The 25,220-nt window shown below is 70.0% G+C and carries 20 protein-coding genes; 16 read left to right on the top strand and 4 right to left on the bottom strand.

All coding sequences use genetic code 11. The annotated features are described in order from the left end of the window. Nucleotide 1 precedes the first annotated feature (1 nt). From coaBC to ABZ664_RS12255, 5 genes are all read left to right on the top strand, one after another. Nucleotides 2-1,234: a bifunctional phosphopantothenoylcysteine decarboxylase/phosphopantothenate--cysteine ligase CoaBC gene (coaBC, locus tag ABZ664_RS12275; protein ID WP_362507121.1), complete on the top strand. Its 1,233-nt coding sequence runs from the start codon at nucleotides 2-4 to the stop codon at nucleotides 1,232-1,234. A 113-nt stretch (nucleotides 1,235-1,347) separates the two neighbouring features. After that, the gene (locus tag ABZ664_RS12270; RefSeq protein WP_362507118.1) at nucleotides 1,348-1,743 is read left to right on the top strand and encodes a hypothetical protein; all 396 of its coding nucleotides are present in this window, start codon (nucleotides 1,348-1,350) and stop codon (nucleotides 1,741-1,743) included. Nucleotides 1,744-2,001: 258 nt separating this feature from the next. Beyond that, nucleotides 2,002-3,189, top strand: coding sequence for a methionine adenosyltransferase (gene metK / locus ABZ664_RS12265; protein ID WP_362507115.1), 1,188 nt, complete (start codon nucleotides 2,002-2,004; stop codon nucleotides 3,187-3,189). Between the two features lie 151 nt (nucleotides 3,190-3,340). After that, complete coding sequence (locus tag ABZ664_RS12260) at nucleotides 3,341-3,547, top strand: hypothetical protein (protein ID WP_362507112.1); 207 nt, start codon at nucleotides 3,341-3,343, stop codon at nucleotides 3,545-3,547. Nucleotides 3,548-3,765: 218 nt separating this feature from the next. Continuing rightward, on the top strand, nucleotides 3,766-4,683 hold the full coding sequence (locus ABZ664_RS12255) for a TIGR03619 family F420-dependent LLM class oxidoreductase (protein ID WP_362507109.1): 918 nt from the start codon (nucleotides 3,766-3,768) through the stop codon (nucleotides 4,681-4,683). A 212-nt stretch (nucleotides 4,684-4,895) separates the two neighbouring features. On the opposite strand, the gene ABZ664_RS12250 is transcribed toward ABZ664_RS12255, so the two are convergent. Next, nucleotides 4,896-5,372, bottom strand: a complete 477-nt coding sequence (locus ABZ664_RS12250) for an ATP-binding protein (protein WP_362507106.1) — start codon at nucleotides 5,370-5,372, stop codon at nucleotides 4,896-4,898. Nucleotides 5,373-5,602: 230 nt separating this feature from the next. Between ABZ664_RS12250 and ABZ664_RS12245 the strand changes: the two genes are divergently transcribed. Beyond that, complete coding sequence (locus tag ABZ664_RS12245) at nucleotides 5,603-7,198, top strand: hypothetical protein (protein WP_362507103.1); 1,596 nt, start codon at nucleotides 5,603-5,605, stop codon at nucleotides 7,196-7,198. A gap of 90 nt (nucleotides 7,199-7,288) precedes the next feature. Further along, nucleotides 7,289-7,711, top strand: coding sequence for a hypothetical protein (locus ABZ664_RS12240; RefSeq protein ID WP_362507100.1), 423 nt, complete (start codon nucleotides 7,289-7,291; stop codon nucleotides 7,709-7,711). Between the two features lie 8 nt (nucleotides 7,712-7,719). On the opposite strand, the gene ABZ664_RS12235 is transcribed toward ABZ664_RS12240, so the two are convergent. Next, nucleotides 7,720-9,714 carry a hypothetical protein gene (locus tag ABZ664_RS12235; RefSeq protein ID WP_362507096.1) on the bottom strand — a complete coding sequence of 665 codons (1,995 nt, stop codon included), beginning with the start codon at nucleotides 9,712-9,714 and terminating at the stop codon, nucleotides 7,720-7,722. Nucleotides 9,715-10,112: 398 nt separating this feature from the next. On the opposite strand from ABZ664_RS12235, the gene ABZ664_RS12230 reads away from it, so the two are divergent. From ABZ664_RS12230 to rpe, 9 genes are all read left to right on the top strand, one after another. Further along, nucleotides 10,113-11,606 carry an amidohydrolase family protein gene (locus ABZ664_RS12230; RefSeq protein WP_362507093.1) on the top strand — a complete coding sequence of 498 codons (1,494 nt, stop codon included), beginning with the start codon at nucleotides 10,113-10,115 and terminating at the stop codon, nucleotides 11,604-11,606. Between the two features lie 322 nt (nucleotides 11,607-11,928). Beyond that, complete coding sequence (locus ABZ664_RS12225; RefSeq protein WP_362507306.1) at nucleotides 11,929-13,917, top strand: primosomal protein N'; 1,989 nt, start codon at nucleotides 11,929-11,931, stop codon at nucleotides 13,915-13,917. A gap of 49 nt (nucleotides 13,918-13,966) precedes the next feature. Continuing rightward, nucleotides 13,967-15,625 carry a hypothetical protein gene (locus ABZ664_RS12220; protein WP_362507089.1) on the top strand — a complete coding sequence of 553 codons (1,659 nt, stop codon included), beginning with the start codon at nucleotides 13,967-13,969 and terminating at the stop codon, nucleotides 15,623-15,625. 40 nt (nucleotides 15,626-15,665) lie between these two features. Continuing rightward, nucleotides 15,666-17,042 (top strand): hypothetical protein, encoded by a 1,377-nt coding sequence (locus ABZ664_RS12215; protein ID WP_362507086.1) that lies wholly within the window; start codon nucleotides 15,666-15,668, stop codon nucleotides 17,040-17,042. A 71-nt stretch (nucleotides 17,043-17,113) separates the two neighbouring features. After that, nucleotides 17,114-17,662, top strand: coding sequence for a peptide deformylase (gene def, locus ABZ664_RS12210; RefSeq protein ID WP_350948063.1), 549 nt, complete (start codon nucleotides 17,114-17,116; stop codon nucleotides 17,660-17,662). Nucleotides 17,663-17,667: 5 nt separating this feature from the next. Further along, nucleotides 17,668-18,597: a methionyl-tRNA formyltransferase gene (gene fmt, locus ABZ664_RS12205; protein ID WP_362507083.1), complete on the top strand. Its 930-nt coding sequence runs from the start codon at nucleotides 17,668-17,670 to the stop codon at nucleotides 18,595-18,597. A gap of 5 nt (nucleotides 18,598-18,602) precedes the next feature. Then, complete coding sequence (locus tag ABZ664_RS12200) at nucleotides 18,603-20,045, top strand: transcription antitermination factor NusB (RefSeq protein ID WP_362507080.1); 1,443 nt, start codon at nucleotides 18,603-18,605, stop codon at nucleotides 20,043-20,045. Nucleotides 20,046-20,183: 138 nt separating this feature from the next. Continuing rightward, nucleotides 20,184-22,037 carry an asparagine synthase (glutamine-hydrolyzing) gene (asnB, locus tag ABZ664_RS12195; RefSeq protein ID WP_362507077.1) on the top strand — a complete coding sequence of 618 codons (1,854 nt, stop codon included), beginning with the start codon at nucleotides 20,184-20,186 and terminating at the stop codon, nucleotides 22,035-22,037. A gap of 233 nt (nucleotides 22,038-22,270) precedes the next feature. Then, nucleotides 22,271-22,933, top strand: coding sequence for a ribulose-phosphate 3-epimerase (gene rpe / locus ABZ664_RS12190; protein WP_362507074.1), 663 nt, complete (start codon nucleotides 22,271-22,273; stop codon nucleotides 22,931-22,933). Nucleotides 22,934-23,163: 230 nt separating this feature from the next. Here rpe and ABZ664_RS12185 read toward each other — a convergent pair whose 3' ends face one another. Then, complete coding sequence (locus ABZ664_RS12185; protein ID WP_362507303.1) at nucleotides 23,164-24,147, bottom strand: oligopeptide/dipeptide ABC transporter ATP-binding protein; 984 nt, start codon at nucleotides 24,145-24,147, stop codon at nucleotides 23,164-23,166. A gap of 71 nt (nucleotides 24,148-24,218) precedes the next feature. Further along, complete coding sequence (locus ABZ664_RS12180) at nucleotides 24,219-25,220, bottom strand: ABC transporter ATP-binding protein (protein ID WP_362507071.1); 1,002 nt, start codon at nucleotides 25,218-25,220, stop codon at nucleotides 24,219-24,221.

The following is a 25,220-nucleotide window of genomic DNA, read 5'->3' as shown; positions in this document are numbered from 1 at the left end:
GATGCGGACCCCCGAAGAAGCCGGGCCTCCTGACAGGCCCAGGGTCGTCCTCGGCGTGAGCGCGGGCATCGCCGCCTACAAGGCGTGTGAGCTGCTGCGCCTGTTCACCGAGTCGGGCCACGACGTGCGCGTCGTCCCGACCAGGGAGGCTCTCCGCTTCGTCGGCGAGCCGACCTGGGCCGCGCTGTCCGGCAACCCGGTCACGACCGATGTCTGGGAGTCCGTGCACGAGGTTCCGCACGTCCGCATCGGGCAGGGCGCCGACCTGGTGGTCGTCGCGCCGGCCACCGCCGACGTGCTCGCCAAGGCCGCCCACGGGCTGGCGGGCGACCTGCTGACCAACACCCTGCTCACCGCGCGCTGCCCGGTGGTGTTCGCCCCCGCGATGCACACCGAGATGTGGGAGCACCCCGCGACCCGCGCCAACGTGGCCACGCTCCGCGAGCGCGGCTCGATCGTCGTCGATCCCGCCGTGGGCCGCCTGACAGGCGCCGACACCGGCCCCGGCCGGCTGCCGGACCCCAAGGAGATCTTCGAGGTCTGCCGCCGTGTCATCGCCGGGCGTCCGGCCGATCTCGCCGGTCGCCGTCTGGTGATCTCCGCCGGGGGCACCCGCGAGGCCATCGACCCGGTCCGTTTCATCGGCAACCGCTCCTCGGGCCTGCAGGGTTACGCGCTGGCCCGCACGGCCGTCGCCCGAGGGGCCGAGGTCACCCTGGTGGCCGCCAACGTCGCCCTGCCCGATCCGGCGGGAGCCAGGGTCGTCCGGGTCGAGTCGGCCCTGGAGCTGCGTGACGCGGTGCTGGAGGCGGTGGAGGGCGCCGACGCCGTGGTGATGGCCGCCGCTGTCGCCGACTTCCGGCCCTCGGTACGGAGCGGATCGAAGATCAAGAAGACCGCCGGCGAGCCTGACGCCATTTATCTAGTGAAAAATCCAGACATTCTGGCGGAGTTGGGTGAGCGGCGCCGCGAGGGCCTCAAGCCGTACCCGCGAGTGATCGCGGGGTTCGCGGCCGAGACCGACGACGTCCTTGCCAACGGGCGGGCCAAGCTCGCCCGCAAGGGCTGCGATCTCCTCGTCGTCAATCAGGTCGGTGACGGCCTCGCCTTCGGCACGCCCGACAACGCGGCCGTTGTTCTGGTCGCGGACGGAGAGCAGGTCGACATCCCGCGTGGGCCCAAGGAGTCCCTCGCCGACACGGTCTGGGACCTTGTCGCCGCGCGCCTGCTCTGACCCGCGCCTCGGACGCCGACCGATACCAGGCGGCCATCTTGTCGCCGCGCGCCTGCTCTAACCCCTTGCCGTAGACCACCTCCCGGCGGATACTTCGTCCGAGATGACCTGCGATGTCGCGCCTGGGAGGGGTTTCGATCATGCCGGTCGCCGCCGCCGTGAGGGCTCGATGCCGGGCGCTGCTCCCCCCGGGTGAGGAGATCCACTACGTCCTGCCGGCGCTGTCGGTGGGAAACCCGTGCATGGCGACCTTCCTCATCGTGGTCACCGATCGCACCATCTGCGTGATCTCCACCAAGTTCTTCGATCGTGACGCGCCGACCTCGGTGTACGCCACCCACTCCCGTCGCACCCGGCTCGGCCCGCTGGAGTTCTCCATGGGCGCGGCGATCGAGCTTGGCGGGATGGTGTTCGAGATCGACGAGGAGTACGCCGCGGTGGTCGCCGCCGCTGACGCCGAGGTCTTCGCCCCCGAGACGTTACCTCCCGATCCGCTGCCCGATTTATGAGCACAGCGGGGTTTTGGCGTACTTCGTCCTTGCGTTGCGGTCGAGCGCACCTCACTGTGGCGGTCAGGGACGTTTCAAACCCGGATCCCCACGGGACAGGGCTCTTTTCCGTATGTGACCGAGACTTTAGAGTGACATGATCTGAGACGATTTCGCGGCTCCACATCAGGTGGGGCTAGAATTCGCCGGAGCGCTACTGGTGTCCGCCGACGCCAGAGCCCCCAGACGCCAGCAGCCGCTGCATGAGGAGCCACTGACTTGTCCCGTCGCCTTTTCACCTCCGAGTCGGTCACAGAAGGCCACCCGGACAAGATCGCCGACCAGATCAGTGACGCGATTCTCGACGCCATGCTCAAGGGTGACCCCAGGAGCCGCGTCGCGGTCGAGACGCTGATCACCACCGGTCAGGTCCACGTCGCCGGAGAGGTGACGACGGAGACCTATGTCGACATCCCCGGCCTCATCCGGGAGAAGATCCTCGAGATCGGCTACGACGCCTCGCACAAGGGCTTCGACGGCGCCTCCTGTGGCGTGTCGGTGTCCATCGGCGCGCAGTCGCCCGACATCGCGCAGGGCGTCGACGACGCCTACGAGAACCGTGAGGGCGAGGCCGGCGACGACCTCGACCGCCAGGGCGCCGGTGACCAGGGCCTCATGTTCGGCTACGCCTGCCGCGAGACCCCCGAGCTGATGCCGCTGCCGATCCAGCTGGCGCACCGTCTCGCCGAGCGTCTGTCGCAGGTCCGCAAGAACGGCACGGTGCCCTACCTGCGCCCCGACGGCAAGACCCAGGTCACCGTCGAGTACGAGGGCGACACGCCCGTCCGGCTCGACACCGTGGTGGTCTCCACCCAGCACGCGGCCGAGATCGACCTCAAGGAGATGCTCGCTCCCGACATCAAGGAGCACGTGGTCGACCCGGTCCTCGCCGGCCTGGAGATCGCCACCGAGGGTTACCGCCTCCTGGTCAACCCGACCGGCCGCTTCGAGATCGGCGGCCCCATGGGCGACGCCGGCCTGACCGGCCGCAAGATCATCGTTGACACCTACGGCGGCATGTCCCGCCACGGTGGCGGCGCCTTCTCCGGCAAGGACCCGTCCAAGGTCGACCGCTCGGCCGCCTACGCCATGCGCTGGGTCGCGAAGAACATCGTGGCCGCCGGTCTCGCCGACCGGGCCGAGGTCCAGGTCGCCTACGCCATCGGCAAGGCACACCCGGTGGGCGTGTTCATCGAGACCTTCGGCACCGAGAAGACCGACGTCGAGAAGATCCAGCAGGCCGTGCTCGAGGTCTTCGACCTGCGTCCGGCCGCGATCATCCGCGACCTCGATCTGCTCCGCCCGATCTACTCGGGCACCTCCGCGTACGGTCACTTCGGCCGCGAGGGCTTCTCCTGGGAGTCCACCGACCGCGCCGACGCCCTGCGCGCCGCCGCCGGTCTCTGACCCGCACGTTTCAAGACGGCCCCCGCGAACTCCTTCGCGGGGGCCGTTCGCGTTCCCGGCCCCTGTCCCGCCCGGCGGGATACCGGGAACTGGACACCAGGATCGCCGTACTGGCGGCGGACCCTGGAGAGGACGGTCCGGTCACGTTGCTGTGAGCGCTCCCCGTGACGCCGTGGAACGCCGGGCGGTGGAGATCGTCTACACCCATGCCCTTCGTGCGCTCGACGCCATGCATCTCGCCACCGCGGAGTTGGCGGCCGTGCCGCTTCTGGAGGAGCCGAGGGACAAGCTCGGCTTCGCCGGCCGTGACACCGCGCAGAGCGAGGCCGCCGCGGCACTTGGTTTCACCTCCGTCTAGAAGACCAGGGAACGCTGCCCGAGGGGACATCACAGCAAGGTCTTAAGCGGGCTTTTAGCGCCCAGAGGCCACCCCAACCCGATAGCAAATCATGTCCAAGAGGTGTCGCCTAACGTCTTCTGGACACTAGACCGGGAGCGTCCCGGTATCGAGACGCGTACGCAATACGCACCTCGGTTCCTCCCGGCTTTCCATGGCGAAGTATCAAGGAGCATCTCATGCAGATCGGATATGCAGTCCCGCAGTACGGCGCCTTCGCCGACCCCGATTTCATCCGGCAGGCCGGCGCGGATCTGGAGGCCATGGGTTACAGCAGCCTGTGGGCGGGTGATCGGATCATGTTGCCGCTCGCACCCAGCGATCCCTACCCGGGAGGAGACGGCGAGATCCCTCCGGCCTTCGCGACGTTCTTCGACCCGCTGACCGCATTGACGCTGGCCGCCGTCAGTACTCGGGAGGTCCGGCTGGGAACCAGCACGCTCAACGCGCTGTGGCAACCGCCGGTCTTGCTCGCCCGCATGCTGACCTCGCTCGACCTGCTCAGCCACGGACGGCTGGACGTCGGCATCGGTCTCGGATGGCTGCGTGACGAATACACCGCGACCGGGGTGCCCTGGCAGGGGAGGGGAGACCGGCTCGAAGAGACGCTCGACGTGATGGAGGCCGTCTGGAGCAGTGAGGTCGTCGAGCACAAGGGCACGCTTTGGACCGTGCCGCCGTCGCACATCGACCTCAAGCCCTTCCAGCGGCCGCGCCCCCCGATCCTGCTCGCCGGTTACACGCCCTCGTCCATGGAGAGGATCGGCAGGCGAGCCGACGGCTGGCTGAGCGCGGCGATACCCATGCCCTATCTGGCCTCCCTGTGGGATGTGGCGCTGCAGGCCGCGGCACGCGTCGACCGGGACCCGTCGGCCCTGCGAATGGTGGTACGCGTCAATCCGAAGATCACCGATTCTCCCGCGCCCGACGACCAGGTACCGCACGCCGGAACCGTGCGGCAGATCGGTGACTACCTGCTGACCCTCGCCCAGTTCGGTGCCCACGAGGCATTCGTCGACCTGCAGACGACGACGTCCTCGCGCGATCAGTTCCTGGACGTCGCGCATGAGCTCATCACCAGGCTGCACGCCGGCTGAGCTCGCGCGCCCAGCCCACGCTCGGCACCGTGGCACCGCAGGCGCATCCGCCCACCGGCGCCGTCCCTCCCTCGTCAGGCCGGTTTCGACAAGACGCCGGAGAGCTGTCTGGCAGAACTCCGTCCGCGCGGTCCGCCCTGTGGATCCGGAGCCTCCGACCGGCTGAAGATCCGAACTCCGAGCAGGCCCGAGTGCTCATGACGGCCCGCTCGTCATGAGCACTCGGGGGATGCGGAGTACTTCTCGCTGGTGAACTGGGCCCAGACGGCGTGGCCGTGGGACCGGGTGCCCTGGCAGCCGACCCGGGAGGCGAGGGCGACGACCAGGGGAAGTCCCCGGCCGCCCTCGCGGAGAAGGGTGGGGTGAAGGAGGGTGGGAACGGCACCCTGGCCGGAGTCGTAGACCGTCACGCGAGTGACCTCGGGCCTGCGGACGACCTCGACGACGAACGTGCCGTACGGTCGCCCGCTCGCGGTGTGGCGGATCGCGTTGGCGGCGAGCTCGGCGACGACCTGCTCCGCGTCCTGGCCGAACGGGGAGTCGACCAGGAGAAACCGGACGAAGCGTCGAGCCTCGGGAACCTGGTGGGGATGGCCGGGGAAGGTCCGCCGCCAGGTCATGCCGCCGGGGCTGAGTCGTACCATCGCCTCGATGAGTTCTGGGGCCACGCCGTCGTGGGCAGTGGTCATGCGCGCTCTCCTGCTTTCCTGGTCAGGGGAAAATCGTCAGCAGAACAGTGGCCCGGCGCCCCCGTGCGGTAGCCCTCCGTGACGCCGCCGATCGGATACTCCGCGCACAGCGGCACTGACCTGCGAGAACGCCGCATCCGGCGGTCGAGGATCCCCACTTCTCCCGCGGGCTGTCATTCTCCGTGACCGCAGGCATACGATCCGTGTGTGTTCGGGGAAGGGAGTCGAGGATGCCCGGAGAGGGATACCGGATCCTGCTGGGATGCAGGAGGCGCAGCGAGGCGCTGCGGGCCTGCCGCCTCACGTTCGACCAGATCGCCGGGGTGTTCGCCCTCGATCACCAGGTCAGCCCGTTGCGCCTGTACCGCTACGCCCACGGTCGCACGGCGGGCGACGTGGTGGCCGCCTACAACGACCTCGACCCCGCGGGCACCGCGACCCTGCGTGCCGCGCGCTTCTACGACTACGAGGCCTGGCCGCAGGCCGGGCGGCGTCCCGGTGCCGGGGCGATCGCCATCTTCGCCCGCATCTACCAGACCACCGCCCGCCGCCTGGTCACCGACGAGGTCTACGCCTCCTACGGGGTGCGCGACCGCGACCTGATCGACCAGACGGATCACCGTCACCTCGACGCGCACTACCGCCGCGAGGTGTCCGCACCGGCCATCCCGGGCACCAAGGGAACGAAGGCACTTCCCCCACTCGTTCCCGCGCCCGCCCGCTGTGCCGACCTGCTGCGCGCGGTCGGCGCAGAGGAGGCCGACGTGAAACGCCGCGAACTGCTCTTCGAACTCGCCCTGCTCCTGGGCGGGACACCGGCCCTGGGCCTGCTGCGCCACCTCACCCCACCGGAACGGGAACGCCTGGCAGTCGCCGCTCGGCACCAACACCCGATCGACGCGGCCACCATCAACGTGCTGGAGCGACTCACCGCCCGGCTGTGGGCCATGGACGAGGCGTCCGGCCCTCAGCGGGTCCTGCCGATAGCCGAAGCCAAGCGCGCGTTGGTCGACGACCTGCTGAAACGGGGCTCTCTCACCTCACCCCTGCGCGAGCGGCTGCTGCGCCTTTACTGGAGCCTGAGCCACATGACGGGCTGGTGCCACTTTGATTTGAGGGAGTACGCCGTTGCCGCTCGTCGGTACGCCGAAGGACTGACAGCGGCCCACGAACTGCGTGCTCCTGCCCTTCTTGCCCACCTGCACGGGCTGTCGGCCTACATGGCGCTTTATGAGAAGAAGCCCACGGTGGCCATGGACCACGTCTTCGCCGCTGAAGGCTGGGCCAGGGAGAGCGGCAACCCCCTACAGCAGGCGGCGACCTCCATCCAGGTGGCTCGGGTGATCTCCAGCACCAGGCGCGACCACGGCGGACTCCGACTCCTCGATCGCGCCACCGATCTGGCGGGTGCGAAGCCAAGTGATCCGGATCTCCGCCACCTGTTCTGGCTCAACCAGGATCGCGTCGCTTCCTACGGCGTGTTCTGTCTCATCGAACTCAAGCAACCAGACCGGGCGATAACCGAAGCCGAGCGGCGGCTTGCCAGGATGGGGGCCGATTCTGTGCGAGAGCGAGGCATCCTGCAACTGGAATACGCAACCGCCTTGATCCAGAAGCGCGAGATTCCCGAGGCTGTCGCGGTGATCGGTCAGGCCACGAACATCATCACGACTCACAGCTCCGAGAGGCTCGCGAAGTCCGTCCGACAGGTGCGCGCCCGACTTCAGCCGTGGGCAGAGAGCAGACATGTTCGAGATCTGGATGAGCGACTACGTTCTCTGGCCATCGTGAGTGATGTTAAGGAATTCCGTCTGGAAATTTCATAACTCTCGGACATCATGGGAGCTAAGTGATGTCGGCTGACGTGGATGGTGAGATTCGTGGCGCACCCTGCCTTCGCTCGTATCGGGTCAGCTATGGTCGCTGCCTTGGGAGTCCTGACCCTGGGGGCGTGCTCCTCCGATCCTCCGGGGCCGACGGCGGCGCAGGCCGAGATGACACTGAAGGCGGACATCGACTGGTTGATGAATCTGATTCAAGCGAAAGATGTCACAGTGACAAATGAAGGTGGCAGGAACATTCCTTGCGGGGAAGGTAAATCCAAGCGGACATATGGAATTACTGGAGTGAGCACATCCAGTGTGGATGATCCGGTAGGTACGCTCAATCTATTGGCCGGTGGGCTGATCAAGCGAGGCTATAAAGTCGCTTCTGCTGATCCGGTGGCGCCGCGTGACGAGCTGGTTAAGAAAGAGTCGTACGTTAAAGTGGTGACCACTTCGCCCAAAGAAAAAAACTTCGTCCTCTCCGGGGAAACCGAGTGCCTAAGAACCTCTTGATACTGTCGTCATCCCCATGGCGCGGGGTTATCCCTGGTTTTTCCCTTTGCGCCGGTGAAGAGGAGGTCGATCTCTGCTGCGGCTTCTCCGGCTGTGCTTTTGTCTCCACTTCCCGAGCCGTTGCTGATCAGCCAGTTGGCAAGATTCTTCAGCGCCTTCGGATCCTTCGCCAGCGTGCCGAAGGGGAGGAGGTTCCCATTGGCTCCGGTGATGGGTGGATCGCCGAAGGCGGGGTCGCTGGGAGGCACCTTGTACGAAAACCCGTAGCGCTTCAGTTCGTGAAATATCCAGTATTCGCTGCCCAAGGTGGCCAGGCGATTGCTTTCCTTGAGTTTGTCCAGGCGGGTTCCTTCGATGTCCTTGTACGAGTCGATGGTCTCGGTCGCGGTCTTGCTGATCATCAACCAGATCAGCTCGTCGGCCCCGTCCATCTCTACGAGAGGGCCCGAGAGGTCCAGCAACGCGGCACCCCCCTCTCCGATGCCGAACCCTACGAGGTCGACGCTCAGGCCCAAGAGGAAGAAGATCCGGTCCCGCACCTTTTGATCGTACTCATCCATTTTCCCTTGGACTTCGTTCGCGGCGGCGATCTGCATTCCTGCCAAATAGCCCAATCCCATGAAAGCGCGCCCCACGTATTCGGTGCTCTTTCCCTGGTCCTTTGCTGCGGCCGAGTCCATGAGATGTCTGGAGAACTTCCCCATCCCTTCCGTGAATGGCTTCATTTGCTCTACGGAGTCAGCAAAGGTCTTCATGAACCGATAAGTGTCGCCTGGACTGAGAACGAACTTCGGCTTGAGTCCCAGAATGAGCGTGTCTGTCTTGTCGAAAACACTGTCCTTGGTTCGGTTGGCGTCCCGAAAGCTGGCGCCCTCGATCATTTCGGCGGGGTAGGCGCCCGCGAGCATCGACATGAAGATTCTCGCGCCCTGCGCCACCTCCATCGGCTGCCCCTCCGGATTGCGGAAGTCCGCCTCTGTTCGGAGGTTGCCCATGGTCGTCATGGTGTTGAAGGCGAATCGCACCGCCTCGGGGCCCGGGGAGCGCTTCTCGAAGACGCCGGCTCCGGCGGCGAGCATCCGGCCGAACTCCGCCTCCGGGTCGAAGGCGATCGTGTCGTGCTCGTTGGTGTAGAGCGAGACCTCCCGGTTGAGTGCGGAGAACAGATCCCTGCGATCTTCGGGAGAGATGCCGTTGAACAATGCCCTGGCCGTTTCCGGATTGTTGGCCAGAGCGGACAGGAAGTGGCTCAGGTCGGCGGCCTGGCGGGTGAAGGCCCCGGCACCGGGGGATTTCTGGGTGCGGGGACGGATCACCTCGGCGAGCCAGGTGAAGGGGAAGCTGCCGTGGCCGAGCACCAGACCCAGGTTGGCCGCCTGTATCTTCCCGAGGTTCTCCGGCTCCCAGGACGGGCCGAGTGTTTTCGGGCGCCGGGCCACCGCCGTGGCGAGGGCTTCTCCCATGGTCTTCCAGTGTTTTTTGCCGGATTCTCCGTGGTAGTCGTTCAGTTTCCTGAGCGCGGTGGCCGCGCCCTTCGGGCCGAGAGTGGCGAAGAATCCCGCGGCGAAGTCGGGGTCCTGCCGCCTCTCGGCGAGTTGGTCGAAGATCCCGTCGTAGATGTTCTTGGAGGAGTGGGGAGTCGGGTGTCCCTGGGCGGCGAGGGTCTCCGCGAGTTTCCTGCCCTCGTTGGTGGCGAGAGCACATCTCGCCAGGGTCTTCTCGTCGAAGGCGATGAGTCCTTCGCGCCCCGGTCCCGGCGTGAGGCCCGGCAGACCAGGACCGGCCAGGCTCGGCGCCCAGTTCGTCAGGAGGTCGGGCTCCTGGATCAGCTGGTTGCGTCTGCGTAGTCGCGGGATCTCCTGATCCAGCCAGTCTTCGATCTCGCGGATCGGCAACGCCGCGGACCGGTCGGCGTCCACCGAGGAAAGCAATCGGAGGATCGCCGGGAGCTGCTCGCCCACCACTTTTCGCGCATGCTCCAGTGAGGCGATGAATCGTTCCATTAGCTCTGGATTGATTCCCGAGTATTCATCCGAAGATGACCCGTTTTCTGATGGAACAGGCGAGCTCGGTCCCATATCAAAGGTCTCCTGCCGAAGGCGCTCCACGTTTACTCTAAGCACCCGGATCGCAGCCGGATAGGAGTTCGATCGCCTGGGAGCGTGCGGGAGCGCTGGACGGGATGCGGGGGCAAGGGGCATCGGCTTCGGTTCTCCCCGCATCGGTTCCGACGCGGTGCGCGACGTTGGCTGGGAAGGCGGTGCGCGGCGACGGCCGAAAAATCCGGGAAGAACCGGAAAGAAGGAGAGGACAGCGAGGAGAGGGGATGCGCGACGACGGCCCGGGGAAAACCCCGGTACCCGGGGGAGCGTGCGTCGGATTTCCGCCTAATCTCTGCCTTATGTCCTCACCGTCTTCTCGCCTGCTGTTGCGCAACGCGCGACTGGGTCCCGGTGGCCCGTTGCGCCATGTCCTGATCGTCGGCGGCCGGGTCGCGGAGGTGGCCGTGGAGCCGCCCCCCTGCGACGAGTCGGTCGACGCCGGGGGTGCCACCCTCCTGCCGGGCCTGTGGGACGCGCACGTGCACTCCGTACAGTGGGCGCAGGCCCGGCGCAGGATCGATCTGACCTCGGCGCGGTCGGCGCGGGAGGCGGTCGACCTCGTCGTCTCGTGGGCCGACACATCCGGTACGCCTATCGCGTCCGGCGGGTCCGGTGCGTCCGGGTTCACGGTCGGCTACGGCTTTCGCGATGGCCTGTGGCCGGACACGCCGCACAAGTCGATGTTCCAGGCGGCGGCACCCGACCGTCCGATCGTGCTGGTGAGCAACGATCTGCACACCGCCTGGTTCAGCCCGGCCGCGCTGGCGGTGGTCGGCAGGGGCGGGCATCCGACGGGGGTGCTGCGCGAGCGCGACTGCTACGACGCGATGGCGGAGATGCCCCCGCCGCCGCAGGACGAGTTGGATCGCTGGGTGGCCGAGGCCACCACCGCGGCCGCGGCGAGGGGCGTCGTGGGCGTGCTGGACTTCGAGTTCGCCGACAACGTCACCGACTGGACCCGGCGGGTGGGGACGCAGCGGATCGACGTCCGGGTCGGCTGCTCGATCCCGGTGAACCGGCTGGAGGAGGCGATCGGCCGCGGGCTGCGTACCGGCGAGCCCGTCGCCGGTGCGGGGGGCCTGCTGGAGGTCGGACCGGTCAAGACGTTCGTGGACGGGTCGCTGAACACCAGGACCGCCTACTGCGAGGACCCGTACCCCGGCGGCGAGGCGCGTGGGCTGCTGGAGACGGCGCCCGAGGAGTTGTACGGCGTGATGGTCCTGGCGGCCGGGCACGGGATCGACCCGGCGGTGCACGCGATCGGCGATCTGGCGGTGGGCATCGCGCTGGACGCGTTCGAGCGGGTCGGCTGCCCGGGGAGGATCGAGCACGCGCAGCTCGTCCGCCCCGAGGACTTCGGGAGGTTCGCCAGACCGGGGCTGGTCGCGGGCGTGCAGCCCGCCCACGCGCCGGACGACCGCGACGTGGCCGACCTGCACTGGCGGGGACGGACCGGCAGGGCCTTCGCCTACGCCGACCTGCTGGCGGCCGGAGCGGTCGTCGAGCTGGGCTCCGACGCCCCGGTGGCACCGCTCGACCCGTGGGACGGGATCGCCTCCGCCGTGGCCAGGACCGACGACGAGCGGCCGCCGTGGCACCCGGAGCAGGCGATCCCGCTGCCGGTGGCGCTCGCGGCGGCCGCCAGAGGACGTACGGGGGTGCGTCCGGGCGACCCCGCCGACCTGGTGATCACTGAGTACGATCCGGCCGGGCTGGACGGGGACGGCCTGCGGCACATGCCGATCCTCGGCACCCTGCTCGGTGGCCGCTGGACCCACCGCCGTTCCATTTGACCGGCCTTGCGGGCGATCGCGCCGGGTTCGCCTCTCGCCGTCAGCGGCTCGGGACCGGGTTGCCGCAGGTACGGGGACCTGGCCGTCAGAGGCACGGGACCGGCCCGTCCTCCCGCCGTCGTCTGGAGGGGGTGCCCGGGTCTGGTAGGACAGGTGGGTGACCCACGCCAGCCCCTCGCCGGACGACGACGCCCTGCTGCCGCTCGACGCGGTCCGTGCGCGGCACGTGCCGGGCGGTCCCACGAGGGCGCGGGGTGGCCGCGCCGGGACCGTGAGGGCCGCCAGGGTGGTCAGGGCCGCAGGGACGGCCAAAGCCTCCGGGGTGGTCGAGCCGGTGAGAGGGGTGCCGGAGCCGGCCGCCGAGCTGCCGGTCGCGAGGGTCCTCGTCGACACGCCGCTGCCGCACCTCGACCGGTTGTTCGACTATCTCGTCCCCGCCCCCCTGGACGCCGCCGCCGTGCCGGGGACCCGGGTCCGCATCCGGTTCGCGGGCAAGCTCGTCGACGGGTTCCTGCTGGAGCGGGTGGAGACCACCGAGCACGAGGGCAAACTGACCCGCCTGGAGCGGGTCGTCTCAGCCGAGCCCGTGCTCACCCCGGAGATCGCCGCGCTGGCCCGGGCCGTGGCCGACCACTACGCCGGGACCATGGCCGACGTCCTGCGCCTCGCCATCCCGCCCCGCCACGCGAGGGTCGAGGCCGAGACCCCCACCCCGGCCGCCCAGGATCCGGTGCGGGGAGAGGGGCCCGGGCCATGGGCGGACTACTCGGAGGGGGAGGCGTTCCTGGCGGCCCTGGCGAAGGGGGGCGCCCCCCGCGCGGTGTGGACGGCCCTGCCGGGCACCGGGGAGAGCGGGCCCACGTGGCCGGAGGCGGTCGCGGTTGCCGTACGGGAGACCCTGGGCGGGGGCAGGGGAGCCCTCGTGGTGCTTCCCGACGGTAAGGACGTGGGTCTGCTCGACGCGGCCCTGAGCGCCGTTCTGGAGCCCGGCGCGCACGTGGCCCTCACGGCCGACCTCGGACCCGCCGAGCGCTACCGGCGATGGCTGCGGGTGTCCAGGGGGCAGGTGCGGGTCGCGGTCGGGACGAGGGGAGCGGCGTTCGCCCCGGTCAGGGATCTCGGGCTCGCGGTCATCTGGGACGACGGCGACGACCTGCACTCCGAGCGGCTCGCCCCCTACCCCCACGCCAGGGAGGTTCTCGCCCTGCGTGCCCACCGGGCGCGAGCGGGCCTGCTCATCGGGGGATACGCCCGCACGGCGGAGGCGACCAGGCTCATCGCGGCGGGCTGGGCCGGGCCCATCGTCGCGACCCGCGCGACGGTGAGGGCGAGGGCGCCGAGGGTCCGTCCGGCGGGGGAGGACTCGGAGCTGGCCAGGGACGAGGCGGCGAGGGCCGCCCGGCTGCCCAGCCTCGCCTGGCGGGCCCTGCGTGCCGGGCTGGAGAGTGGTCCCGTGCTGGTGCAGGTCCCCCGCCGGGGCTACCTGCCCGCGCTGGCCTGCCAGAGCTGCCGGGCGACCGCCCGCTGCGGGCACTGCGGCGGCCCGTTCGCGCTGCGCGGCGGCCACGTGGCCCCGTACTGCCGCTGGTGCGGCCGGATCGCGGGTGACTGGCGCTGCGCGTCCTGCGGCGGCGCCCGGGTGCGGGCCCTGGTGGTCGGTGCCCGCCGCACGGCCGAGGAGCTGGGGAGGGCCTTCCCTTCGGTAAAGGTCAAGACGTCGGGCAGGGACGGGGTGCTCGCCACGGTCGGCGCGGGCCGCGCCCTGGTGGTGGCCACCCCGGGCGCCGAGCCGGTGCCCGAGGGAGGGTACGCGGCGGCGGTGCTGCTGGACGGCTGGGCGCTGCTCGGCAGGCCCGATCTGCGCGCCGCGGAGGAGACGCTGCGCCGGTGGATGAACGCGGCGGCCCTGCTGCGGGCCTCGGCCGAACTGGTCGTGCTGGCCGACTCCTCACTCGCCGCCGTACAGGCTCTGCTGCGCTGGGATCCGGTGAACCACGCCGAGAGAGAACTGGCCGACAGGACAGAACTCGGTTTCCCCCCCGCGGTGAAAATGGCGACGCTCACCGGGTCTCCGGCGGCGGTGCGGGAAATGATCGGCGAGATGACCCTGCCGGTGGGGGCGCAGGTGCTCGGCCCCGTTCCCGTGGCCTCTCCCAAGGGGGATCAAGTGCGGGAACGTGCCATGGTGCGGATCGCGCGAGACTCGGGAGCGGCGCTGGCCGCGGCGCTGAAAGGGGCCGCCGGAGTACGCTCCGCGCGCAAGGCGGCGGAGGTGGTCAAGGTGTGCATAGACCCCCTAGATGTGATTTGAGTTGTTTCCCCGATTCGCGGTGCTGGCAGTAAGCCGTTAATTTTCCCCTGTGTCGATCGAATGGGTGAATCGGGCCGTAGACGACCTGCGCGCGTGGGGGCGTGCGCACAGCCTTGACGTTGACGTGGACGAGGTGCGGCTGCTCTGCGACTACGCGAGTGACTATCTGGACGTGAACGAGCTGGGTGACTTCACCCCTGTCACCTTCGAGGAACTGCTGCTCAACATCTATCCGCGCAAGGTCATCGCCCCCCCGGAGAGCGCCCCGGAGACCGTCGCCGCCGCCCGCACCCTGGTCGACTTCCTGCTCGCCACCGAGGAGATCGGCGGCAAGATGGCCGTCCGGATGAGGAGCGTCCTCGACCGGATCGAACCCGAGATGCCCATCGCACTCGCCGACACCTCCCGGTTCGGCATGGCCAAGAGCCTCTTCAGCGCGATCGGCGCCGACTCGCTGGAGCAGGACGCCGGGAGCGCGATCCTCTCCGTCTCCGCGGTGCGCGAGGAGCCCGCCGTCGAGCACTGTGACTGTCCCGGCTGCTCGCCCCTTCCCCCCGTACGCCTGGCGCCCCGCGAGACACTCGTCCAGAGCGCCCTGCGGGTGCCGCTGGTCACCGACGCGCGCAGGCTGGTCCAGTGGATGCTCGCCGGCGGCCGCACCCCGACCCTCAAGGGCCGCCTGCGGGTCCGTGACGCCGGCGAGGCGGCCGCCCAGCTCTCGGTGGCCGACCCGGGGCTGCTGTGGGAGCTCGCGGTCCACACCGGCCTGGTCCAGGTCGAGGGCAGCGCGATCTTCGACGGCGAGGACTTCGATCCGCTCGAAATCTGGGCCGCCACGGTCGAGTTCGTCGTCGAGAAGGACACCGGCGGCGCCGTGACGGGCGACGTCTCCCTCGACGAGGAGCTCTACGGTCTGTGCGACATGCTCTACCGCCTCCAGGCGCCCGTGCCGATCCCCCTCGTCGGGGAGTATCTGGAGGAGATCGGCCTGGTCGAGGGCGGCGAGATCGACGTTCCCGAGGCCGTCAGGCGGCTCGCGTACTGCGGGATGGCCGAGCCGGGTGACGAGCTGCTCGAACTCACTCCGCTGGCCCTGTGGGGACTGCGCGAGCTCTACACCGACCTGGGCGTCGAGGCACCCGAGGCGGCCGATCTGACCACCGCCGACGCGCCCGAGCTCATCGAGGGGCTGCTTTCCGGAATGCCCGCCGAGATGGCCGAGGCCGATATCGGGGGCTGGCTGGAGAACAGGACACCGGCGCAGGCGGTCACCGAGTTGTTCGGTTCCGTCTCCGGCGCGCCGTCGGTCGCGAGGGGCATCGCGGTGACGATCGTCGACCGTCTCGGCCCCGACGCGGAAGAGGCGGTGCGCGCCTTCCTGGAGGAGCCCGAGCTGCGCCCGCACGCCATCCACTGGCTGAGTTCGCGCGGCCTGGCGGCTCCCACGCTCACCCAGGAGGAGATGCTCTGGATGAGCGTGGACATGCTCGCCCTGGCCATGCCCGCCGCCGAGGAGGATCCGGAGACGTTCGCCGAGAACATGTCCGCCTCAGGCCCTCCGCCACACGTGATCGAGGAGATGTGGAGGGTCGACCATCCGGAGGTCGTCGACGTCCTTGAGCTGCTCGGACGCTCTCTCAGAGATCACGGAGCGGCCAAGGCGGCCCGCAAGGCGGCCTTCAAGGCACGTTCCCGCGCCATCGGCTGAGCCGTGTATGCGTGAGGCGCGAGTGCAGTAAGTTTCACGAGTGGCAAAGAGCGGGAACAGTGGGAACGTCTTCGACATCGGCGAACTGCGCAGGCTGGTCGACGAGCTGGGAACGGCGCCACGCGAGCTGCGGGCGGCCGTTCTTGAGGAGTCCGTCGCCACCACGGGCCGAGGTCGCCCCCCACGTGGCGACGCGCTGAGCTTTCCCCCGGTCGACCTCGCCACCGACGAGGAGCTGGCCGCGCACGTCCCGCACGTCCCGCTGGTGATCGACGCACAGCGTGTGGCCGTCTGGACCGGCACCCGCCGGGTGACCCCCGAGGGCCTGCTGCCCGACCCGTTCACGCCGTGCGCCGAGCTCGGACTGCCGGGCCCCGCGCGGTTGCACCTGCTCTGGGTGGTCGCCGTCAACACCGGCATGCTCCGCATCTCCCGTGGCGAGGTGACGCCCGGCCCGCTCGTGCTCTCCTCCGACCTGCCGCCCCGGGCGCTGCTGGGATTCTGGGACGGCGTGGTCATGGACGTCCTCGACCGTGCCGACGACGACCTGACCGGTTCCCCGGTGATCGACGACCATCTGGCCGAGATGCTCGCCACGCTGTACGCCGTGCGCGAGGGGCTGTCCACCGCGACCCTGGTGAAGGGCATCCTGCAGTCGCACCAGGTGGCCTGCGGTGCCCGCCAGGTGGAGATGCGGGTGCTGACAGGCGCGCTTCCCGCCCAGCTGGAGTCGGCCCTGTCGCTTCTGAGCTACTGCGGACTGGTGGAGACCTCGCGGTCAGGACGGCCGAGGCTGACCCCGCTGGGCATGTGGGCCGTCCGCCAGGATCTGATGCGGGAGGGCCACGACGCGCCGACGGGCGCGGAGGTCGCCGTCTTCACCGACCTGGGCGCGGCGGAGCTGGTCGAGGCGATCATGAAGGGTTCCGCCGCGCCCAGCGCCGTCACCGTGTGGCTGGAGTCCCGCCACCCCGAGGCCGCCGCCCGCGAGCTGGTCAAGGTCGCCGCCTCGGGTACGGCCGGCCGCCGTGGCGCCGTGGGCACGATCCTGGAGGAGCTCGGCCCCGAGGCCGAGGTCCCGCTCAGGGAGGCGCTCTCCGAGCCCGCCATGTGGCGCTACGCCGCCTCCTGGCTGCACATCCGCCACCTGTCCGCGCCCGCCCTCACGCCCGCCGACAACACCTGGCTCGCGGTCGACTCGCTCGCCTCGCTGCTCGAGCGCGGCGACGCCTCGGAGGCGATCTGTGAGTTCGACGCCCTAGAACCCGGTGAGGACCTCGTCCGGGTGATCGAGGAGATGGCGCTGGTGGACCACCCGGACACCTTCGCCGTCCTGGATCTGCTGGGTTCTCGCCACGGTGACGCGGCGGTGGCCAAGTCCGCCCGCAAGGCGGCGATGAAGGCCCGCTCCCGCTGAGTGGAAGGCCCGGGGGAGGCGGCCGTCGCCCTTAGACTGGGCGCATCCCATGAAGTGTGAGGAGACCCCTGTTGTCCATTCAGCCGATCCGTCTTTTCGGCGATCCGGTGCTGCGCACTCCCGCCGACCCGGTCAAGGACTTCGACAAGGAGCTGCGCAAGCTCGTCAAGGACCTCACCGACACGATGATGGACGCGCCGGGAGCCGGGCTGGCCGCGCCGCAGATCGGGGTCGGCCTGCGCGTCTTCACCTACTACGTGGACGACCAGCTCGGGCATCTGATCAACCCCAACCTCGACCTGTCGGAGGACAAGGACGAGGAGGGCGAGGAGGGCTGCCTGTCGTTCCCCGGCCTGTCCTTCCCCACGCCCAGGTCGATACGGGCCGTGGCGACCGGTTTCAACATGCACGGCGAGCCGGTGACCCTGGAGGGCACCGACCTGATGGCCCGCTGCTTCCAGCATGAGACCGATCACCTGGACGGCGTGCTGTTCATCGACCGGATGGACGCCAAGCAGCGCAAACTCGCGATGAAGGCGATCCGCGAGGCCGACTGGAGCGGGCTGTCGGCCCCCACGTTCAAGTTCTCCCCGCACGCCACCCAAGGGAAGGCTCTGTAGGAACCTTGCGACTGGTCTTCGCCGGAACTCCGGACACCGCCCTGCCCTCGCTGCGGGCACTGATCGACTCGCCTCGCCACGACGTCGTCGCCGTCGTCACGCGCCCGGACGCCCAGTCGGGCAGGGGCCGCAAGGTCCAGCCGAGCCCCGTCGCCGAGCTCGCCGAGGAGGCGGGCATCGAGGTGCTCAGGCCGCCCAAGGCGGGCGGCCCGGAGTTTCTCGACCGGCTCACCGAGCTCGCCCCCGACTGCTGTCCGGTGGTCGCCTACGGTGCGCTCCTGCCGCAGGCCACCCTGGACATCCCTCGGTACGGCTGGGTCAACCTGCACTTCTCGCTGTTGCCGGCCTGGCGCGGCGCGGCGCCGGTGCAGCACGCCGTGCTCCACGGCGACGAGATCACCGGTGCGGCCACCTTCCAGATCGTCAAGGAGCTGGACGCGGGGCCGGTCTACGGCGTGGTGACCGAGGAGATCCGCCCCACCGACACCAGCGGGGAGCTGCTCGCCCGGCTCGCCGAGTCCGGTGCGGGGCTGCTGGCGGCCACCCTCGACGGGATCGAGGAGGGCAAGCTGGAGGCCGTGGCACAGCCCGCGGAGGGGGTGAGCCTCGCCCCGAAGATCAGCGTCGACGACGCGAGGGTCGACTGGTCCGCCCCCGCGATGCGGGTCGACCGCCTGGTCCGCGCCTGTACCCCCGCCCCGGGCGCGTGGACCGAGTTCCGCGGCGGGCGGATCAAGCTGGGTCCCGTGCGACCGGTTCCCGACGCCTCCGGCCTGGCCCCCGGCCAGATCGTGGCGTCCAAGAACTCCGTCCTGGTCGGCACCGCCACCTACCCGGTCGAGCTGGGCGAGGTGCAGCCGCAGGGCAAGCGCCTGATGGGCGCGGGGGAGTGGGCCCGCGGCGTGCGGCCCACCGACGAGGATCGGCTGGCCTGAAGATCATGAGCAGTGGTAACGGCCGTAACGTCCCGCGCGGCGGGGGTCACGGCCCGGCGGGCGGTTCACGCGGCGCCGGAGGCAGGGGCAGAGGCGGGCGCCCGCCCAAGCCGGTCCGCGACGAGGCGCGCAACGCCGCGTACGACCTGATGCGCGCCGTCGACGAGCGGGACGCCTACGCCAACCTGCTGATGCCCGCGCTGCTGCGCGAGCGCCGCCTTTCCGGGCGCGACGCGGGCCTGGCCACCGAGCTGGCCTACGGCACCCTGCGCGGCCTCGGCACCTACGACGAGGTCATCGCGGCCTGCAGCGACCGGGCGCCCGAGGACGTCGACCCGCCGCTGCTCGACGCCGTCCGCCTGGGCGTGCACCAGCTGCTCAGGACGCGGGTTCCCCCGCACGCCGCCGTCGGCACCACGGTCGACCTGGTGCGGCTGCGCGTGGGCATCGGCGCGTCGAAGTACGCCAACGCCGTGCTGCGCAAGGTCTCCACCCGCTCCCTGGAGCAGTGGATCCCGATCGTGGCGCCCGACCCGGCCGAGGACCCCGTGGGTCACCTGGCGGTGGCCCACAGCCACCCGAGGTGGATCGTCGACGCCCTGCGCGACGCGGTGGGCGGTGACTTCGACGAGACGGCCGCCCTGCTCGCGGCCGACAACGAGCGTCCCAAGGTGACCCTCGTCGCCCGCCCGGGCCGCTCCTCGGTCGCCGAGCTTCTCGACGCGGGTGCGGAACCCGCCAGATACTCCCCGTACGCGGCCTATCTGGCCGAGGGCGACCCCGGTGCGGTCCTCGCCGTGGCCGAGTCGCGCGCGGCCGTGCAGGACGAGGCGAGCCAGCTCGTCGCGCTCGCTTTGACGCGGGTCCCGCTGGAGGGCTCCGACTCCCGCTGGCTCGACCTGTGCGCGGGTCCCGGTGGCAAGGCGGGCCTGCTCGACGCCATCGCGACCCAGCAGGGCGAGGCGCGCCTGCTCGCCGCCGAGCTGCAGTATCACCGGGCGCGGCTGGTGTGGCAGACGACCCGGCAGGCCGCGGTGATCACCGCGGACGGCACCGCGCCCGCCTGGCGGCCGGGGGTCTTCGACCGGGTCATGCTCGACGCCCCCTGCACCGGCCTGGGCGCGCTGCGCCGCCGTCCCGAGGCCCGCTGGCGTCGCGATCCCCGGAGCCTTCCCGAGCTGGGCAGGATCCAGCGTGCCCTGCTCGACTCGGCGATCGACGCGGCGCGTCCCGGTGGGGTCGTCGCGTACGTGACCTGCTCGCCGCACCTGGCGGAGACCGTCGCCGTGGTCGGCGACGTCCTGCGGCGCCGCGACGACGTCGAGGCGCTGGACGCCCGCGACCCGCTTCCCGAGGTCGAGGGGCTGGGCGAGGGGCCGTACGCGCGGTTCTGGCCGCACCGGCACGGCACCGACGCGATGTTCCTCGCCCTGCTGCGCCGCCGCTGAACGAGCGCCGCCCTCCTGGCGAAGGAGGGCGGCTGAGGTCATCGCCGCAGGTCAGAGGGCATTATCTGGGCATATATCGACACCTAGGGCTGTTCGACTGAATGTAACTGCTTCCGAGCAGGATGCGGGGTTGTCGAAATGTGCGGAATCTGCGGATGGGTGGACTTCGAGCGCGATCTTCGACAGTCACGGGCCGCCGCGCAGGCCATGACCGACACCATGGCCTGTCGTGGACCCGACGACGAGGGGCTGTGGCTCGCCCCGCACGCCGCGATAGGTCATCGGCGTCTGGCCGTCATCGACATCGAGGGCGGGCGCCAGCCGATGATCGCCGATGAGGACGGGCAGCCACTCGCCGTCCTCACCTACAGCGGCGAGATCTACAACTTCGTCGAGCTGCGCGCGGAACTGATCGCCCACGGCCACCGTTTTTCGACCCGGAGCGACACCGAGGTCCTCCTGCGGGCCTACCTCGAATGGGGTGAGGGCTTCCCCGAACGGCTGAACGGCATGTTCGCCTTCGCGATCTGGGACGCCCGCCGCGAGGAGCTGCTGCTCGTCCGGGACAGGATGGGCATCAAGCCGCTGTACTACCACCCGCTCCCGAGCGGCGTGCTGTTCGGCTCCGAGCCCAAGGCGATCCTGGCCAACCCCCTGACCGGGACGCCCACCGTCGACGCCGACGGCCTGCGCGAGCTGATCGCCTTCGTGAAGAACCCGGAACGCGCCGTCTACCGGGACATGTACGAGGTGCGCCCCGGCCACACCGTCCGGGTGACCCGCGACTTCCTGTGCCGGCGCCCCTACTGGCACCTGGAGGCCCACGAGCACCCCGACGACCTCACCACCACCGTCGGGACCGTGCGCGAACTGCTGAACGACATCGTCACCCGTCAGCTCGTCTCCGACGTGCCGCTGTGCACCCTGCTCTCCGGAGGTCTCGACTCCAGCACCATCACGGCGCTCGCCGCACTCGGGCCGGAGGGGCAGGGGGGAGGGAAGATCCGGTCGTTCTCCGTCGACTTCACCGGATACAGCGAGAACTTCACGCCCGACGAGATGCGCGACACCCCCGACACGCCGTACGTGCACGACGTCGTACGGCACATCGGCTCCGAGCACGCCGACATCGTCCTGGACTCCGCCGATCTCATGGACCCCGCGGTGCGCGCCGCGGTCCTGAGGGCGCGTGACCTGCCGATCGGCATCGGGGACATGGACACCTCCCTCTACCTGCTGTTCCGCGCCATCCGGGGCCACTCCACGGTGGCGCTGTCCGGCGAGTCCGCCGACGAGGTCTTCGGCGGCTACCGGTGGTTCTTCGACCCCGAGGCGGTCTCCGCCGACACCTTCCCGTGGCTGGTGTCCCCGGGGTTCGGACGGTTCGCGGGGGTGGGGGCGCTCCTCGACGAGGATCTGATGCGCAAGCTGGACATACCCGGCTACCGCGCCGACAGCTACCGGCGGGCGCTCGACGAGGTGCCCCGGCTGCCGGGCGAGGAGGGCCTGGAGCGGCGCATGCGAGAGATCTCCTACCTGCACCTCACCCGGTTCGTGCAGATCCTGCTGGACCGCAAGGACCGGATGAGCATGGCCGTCGGGCTGGAGGTCCGGGTGCCGTTCTGCGACCACCGGTTGGTGGAGTACGTCTTCAACGCCCCCTGGGCGATGAAGACGTTCGACGGGCAGGAGAAGAGCCTGCTGCGCGCCGCCGCCGCGGACGTCCTGCCGCCCTCGGTCGTCGGGCGCCGCAAGAGCCCCTACCCCTCGACGCAGGACCCCACCTACGAGAAGGCCGTCCGCGCGGAGGCGGCCCGGCTGCTCGGCGGCGACCACTTCGCCGCCGCGCCGCTCGTCGACAGGGAGAAGGTACGGGCCGTGATCGACCGGCCGGAGACGGGCGGCGGTCCGGGGGGAGGCCGGGCGTCGCTGGAGGGACTCCTCCAGTTCAACGCCTGGCTGGAGAGATACCGCGTCCGGGTCGACATCTGACCCGCGTCTCCGCGCCGCCCGTCCGCCGAGGTACGGGGCCGGCCTGGCCTCGGTCGGTCAGGGAGTGTCCTGTCCCAACGTTCGTGTGGCGTTGTGAGCCGTCCGGCGGAGGAGGCGTCCCGCCTCACGGGCACCTCGTCCGGTGGAGGGGGCCGTGTCCCGCCTCATGGGCACCGGCCCCGCCACAGGGGGAGAACGGGCGGCGAGGCCCCCGCCGCTAGAATCGGCCAATTATGGCCGTACAGATCTCGCCCAGCCTCCTGTCCGCCGACTTCGCCCGCCTCGCCGAGGCGGCCGCTGCGGTACCCAACGCCGACTGGCTGCACGTGGACGTCATGGACAACCACTTCGTGCCCAACCTCACCCTTGGGCTGCCGGTCGTCGAGTCTCTGCTCAAGGCGACCTCGACGCCACTCGACTGCCATCTCATGATCGAAGACCCGGATCGCTGGGCACCTGACTACGCCGAGGCCGGCGCCGGGAGCGTGACCATCCACGTGGAGGCGGCCAAGGCCCCGGTGCGCACGCTGCGCCAGATCCGCCAGGCGGGCGCCCGCGCGGGCCTGGCGCTGAACCCGGCCACCCCCGTCGAACCGTACGAGGACCTGCTCGGTGAGATCGACATGCTGCTGGTGATGACCGTCGATCCCGGCTTCGGCGGGCAGAAGTTCCTCGACATCGTGCTGCCCAAGATCCGCAGGGCCCGCGAGCTCATCGGCCGGCACGGCGGGCAGGTCTGGCTCCAGGTGGACGGCGGCGTCTCCGACACGACGATCGAGCGCTGCGCGGAGGCGGGCGCCGACGTCTTCGTGGCGGGCAACGCCGTCTACGGCGTGGAGGACCCGGCCCGCGCGGTCGACGGCCTGCGTGCTCTGGCCGCCTCCGCCGAGTCGTGAGCGGCCGGCCGCCGGATCACCGGCCGCTGAGCCACTGAGGCCGACCGCCGAACACCGGCCGCTGATCGACGGATCACCGGCCGGCGGTCGTTGAGCCGCCGAGCCGATGGCACCGGCCGCCGCCTCGGCGGCCGGTACCGGAAAACGGCGGGGATCGGCGGGGATCGCCGCCATCGGACCTTCGGGTCCGCGGTCACGGGCCAGGCGTCCCGCGGCGAGACGCCGGACCGTCAGGTCTGCAGCGCCGGGTCCAGCACCACGTCCTGGCCGTGCACGGTCGGCTCCTCGGGGAAGTGGCAGGCTGTCAGGTGACCTTCCCTGTTGCCCTCCAGCCTGAGCAGCGGGGGCTCCTCGGTCGCGCACTTGTCCTGGGCCTTCCAGCAGCGGGTGCGGAAGCGGCAGCCGGACGGCGGGTTGATCGGGGAGGGCACGTCCCCGGCCAGGCGGATGCGCTCGCGCGGCGCCTCGTCCTCCAGCACCTCGGGCACCGCCGACAGCAGCGCGTGAGTGTAGGGGTGACGGGGGCGCTCGTACAGGGAGACGCGGTCGGCGACCTCGACGATCTTGCCGAGATACATGACCGCGACCCGCTGGGAGAAGTGCCGCACGATCGCGAGGTCGTGCGCGATGAACAGGAACGCGATGCCCAGGTCCCGCTGAAGCTGCTGGAGCAGGTTGACGACCTGCGCCTGGATGGAGACGTCGAGGGCGGAGACCGGCTCGTCCGCGATGATCAGCTTGGGGTCGAGGGAGAGCGCGCGGGCCACCCCGATGCGCTGCCGCTGGCCGCCGGAGAACTCGTGCGGGAAGCGGTTGAAGTGCTCGGGGTTGAGCCCGACGATCTCCAGGAGCTCCCGGACCCGCTTCTCCCTGCCGCCGGGGGGGTTGATGCCGTTGATCTCCATCGGGCCGCCGATGATCGTGCCCACCGTGTGCCGGGGGTTCAGCGACGAGTACGGATCCTGGAAGATCATCTGGATCTCGGCCCGGATCGGCTTCAGCTCCCTGCGCGTGGCGTGGCCGATCTCCCGCCCGGCGTACCTGATGCTGCCCGCCGTGGGCTCCAGCAGCCGGGAGGCCAGCCGTCCGGCGGTGGACTTGCCACAGCCCGACTCGCCGACCAGGCCGAGCGTCTCACCGGCGTGCACCGTCAGGTCGATGCCGTCCACCGCGTGGACCTTGCCCACCTGGCGTTTGAAGATGAGGCCGCCCATCACCGGGAAGTGCTTCTTCAGGCCGGACAGCTCCAGCAGCGCCTCGCCGCGGGGTTCACCGGTTGTCTCGCTCACTTTTGGATCTCCCTCTTCTGGGCGAGGGTCAGGTAGCACGCGTCGCCGTGGCCGCGGTGCGGGGACAGTTCCGGCCGCTCGGAGCGGCACAGCTCGGGACCGGCCAGCTTCATGTAGTCGCACCTGGGGTGGAAGGGGCAGCCGGGCGGAACGTTGATCAGGCTCGGCGGGGTGCCGCGGACCGGCCGCAGCGGCACGTCCACGGGGGCGCTCAGGCGGGGCATGGAGGCGAGCAGACCCCAGGTGTAGGGGTGCCGGGGCTCGCGGAGGACCTCTCTCACGGTCCCGCGCTCCACCGCCCGCCCGGCGTACATCACCAGCACGTCGTGCGCGGTGTTGGCGACCACGCCGAGGTCGTGGGTGATCAGGATGATCGAGGCGCCCGTCTGGTCCTGGAGCTCCTTGAGCAGGTCCAGGATCTGGGCCTGCACGGTCACGTCCAGGGCGGTGGTGGGCTCGTCGGCGATCAGCAGGTCCGGGTCGCACACCAGGGCCATCGCGATCATCGCGCGCTGCCGCATGCCGCCGGAGAACTGGTGGGGATAGTCGTCCACCCTGGTCTTCGGCTGGGGGATGCCGACCCGGGTCAGCATCTCGATCGCGCGGTCCCTCGCCTCGGCGCGGCTCGCGCCGGTGTGCTTGCGGTAGACCTCGGAGATCTGCTTGCCGATGGTGTGGTACGGGGAGAGCGAGGTCAGCGGATCCTGGAAGATCATCGCGACCTTGTTGCCGCGCAGCTTCTCCATGGTGGAGTTGGAGGCGCCGATCAGCTCCTCGCCGTCCAGCCGGATCTCTCCACTGATCTTGGTGGTCTCCGGATTGTGCAGGCCTAGCACGGTCAGGTTGGTCACCGACTTGCCCGACCCGGACTCGCCGACGATGCCGAGCGTGGTGCCCTTCTCCACGTCGAAGGAGAGCCCGTCCACCGCGTGGACGACGCCGTCCTCGGTGTGGAAGTCGACGGTCAGGTCACGGACCGAGAGGAAGGGAGTTGACAC

It is taken from the genome of Streptosporangium sp. NPDC006930, from assembly GCF_040635605.1.
Classification (GTDB): domain Bacteria; phylum Actinomycetota; class Actinomycetes; order Streptosporangiales; family Streptosporangiaceae; genus Streptosporangium.
The sequence above is the reverse complement of the archived record's forward strand: the minus strand, read 5'-3'. Positions and strand labels throughout refer to the sequence as shown.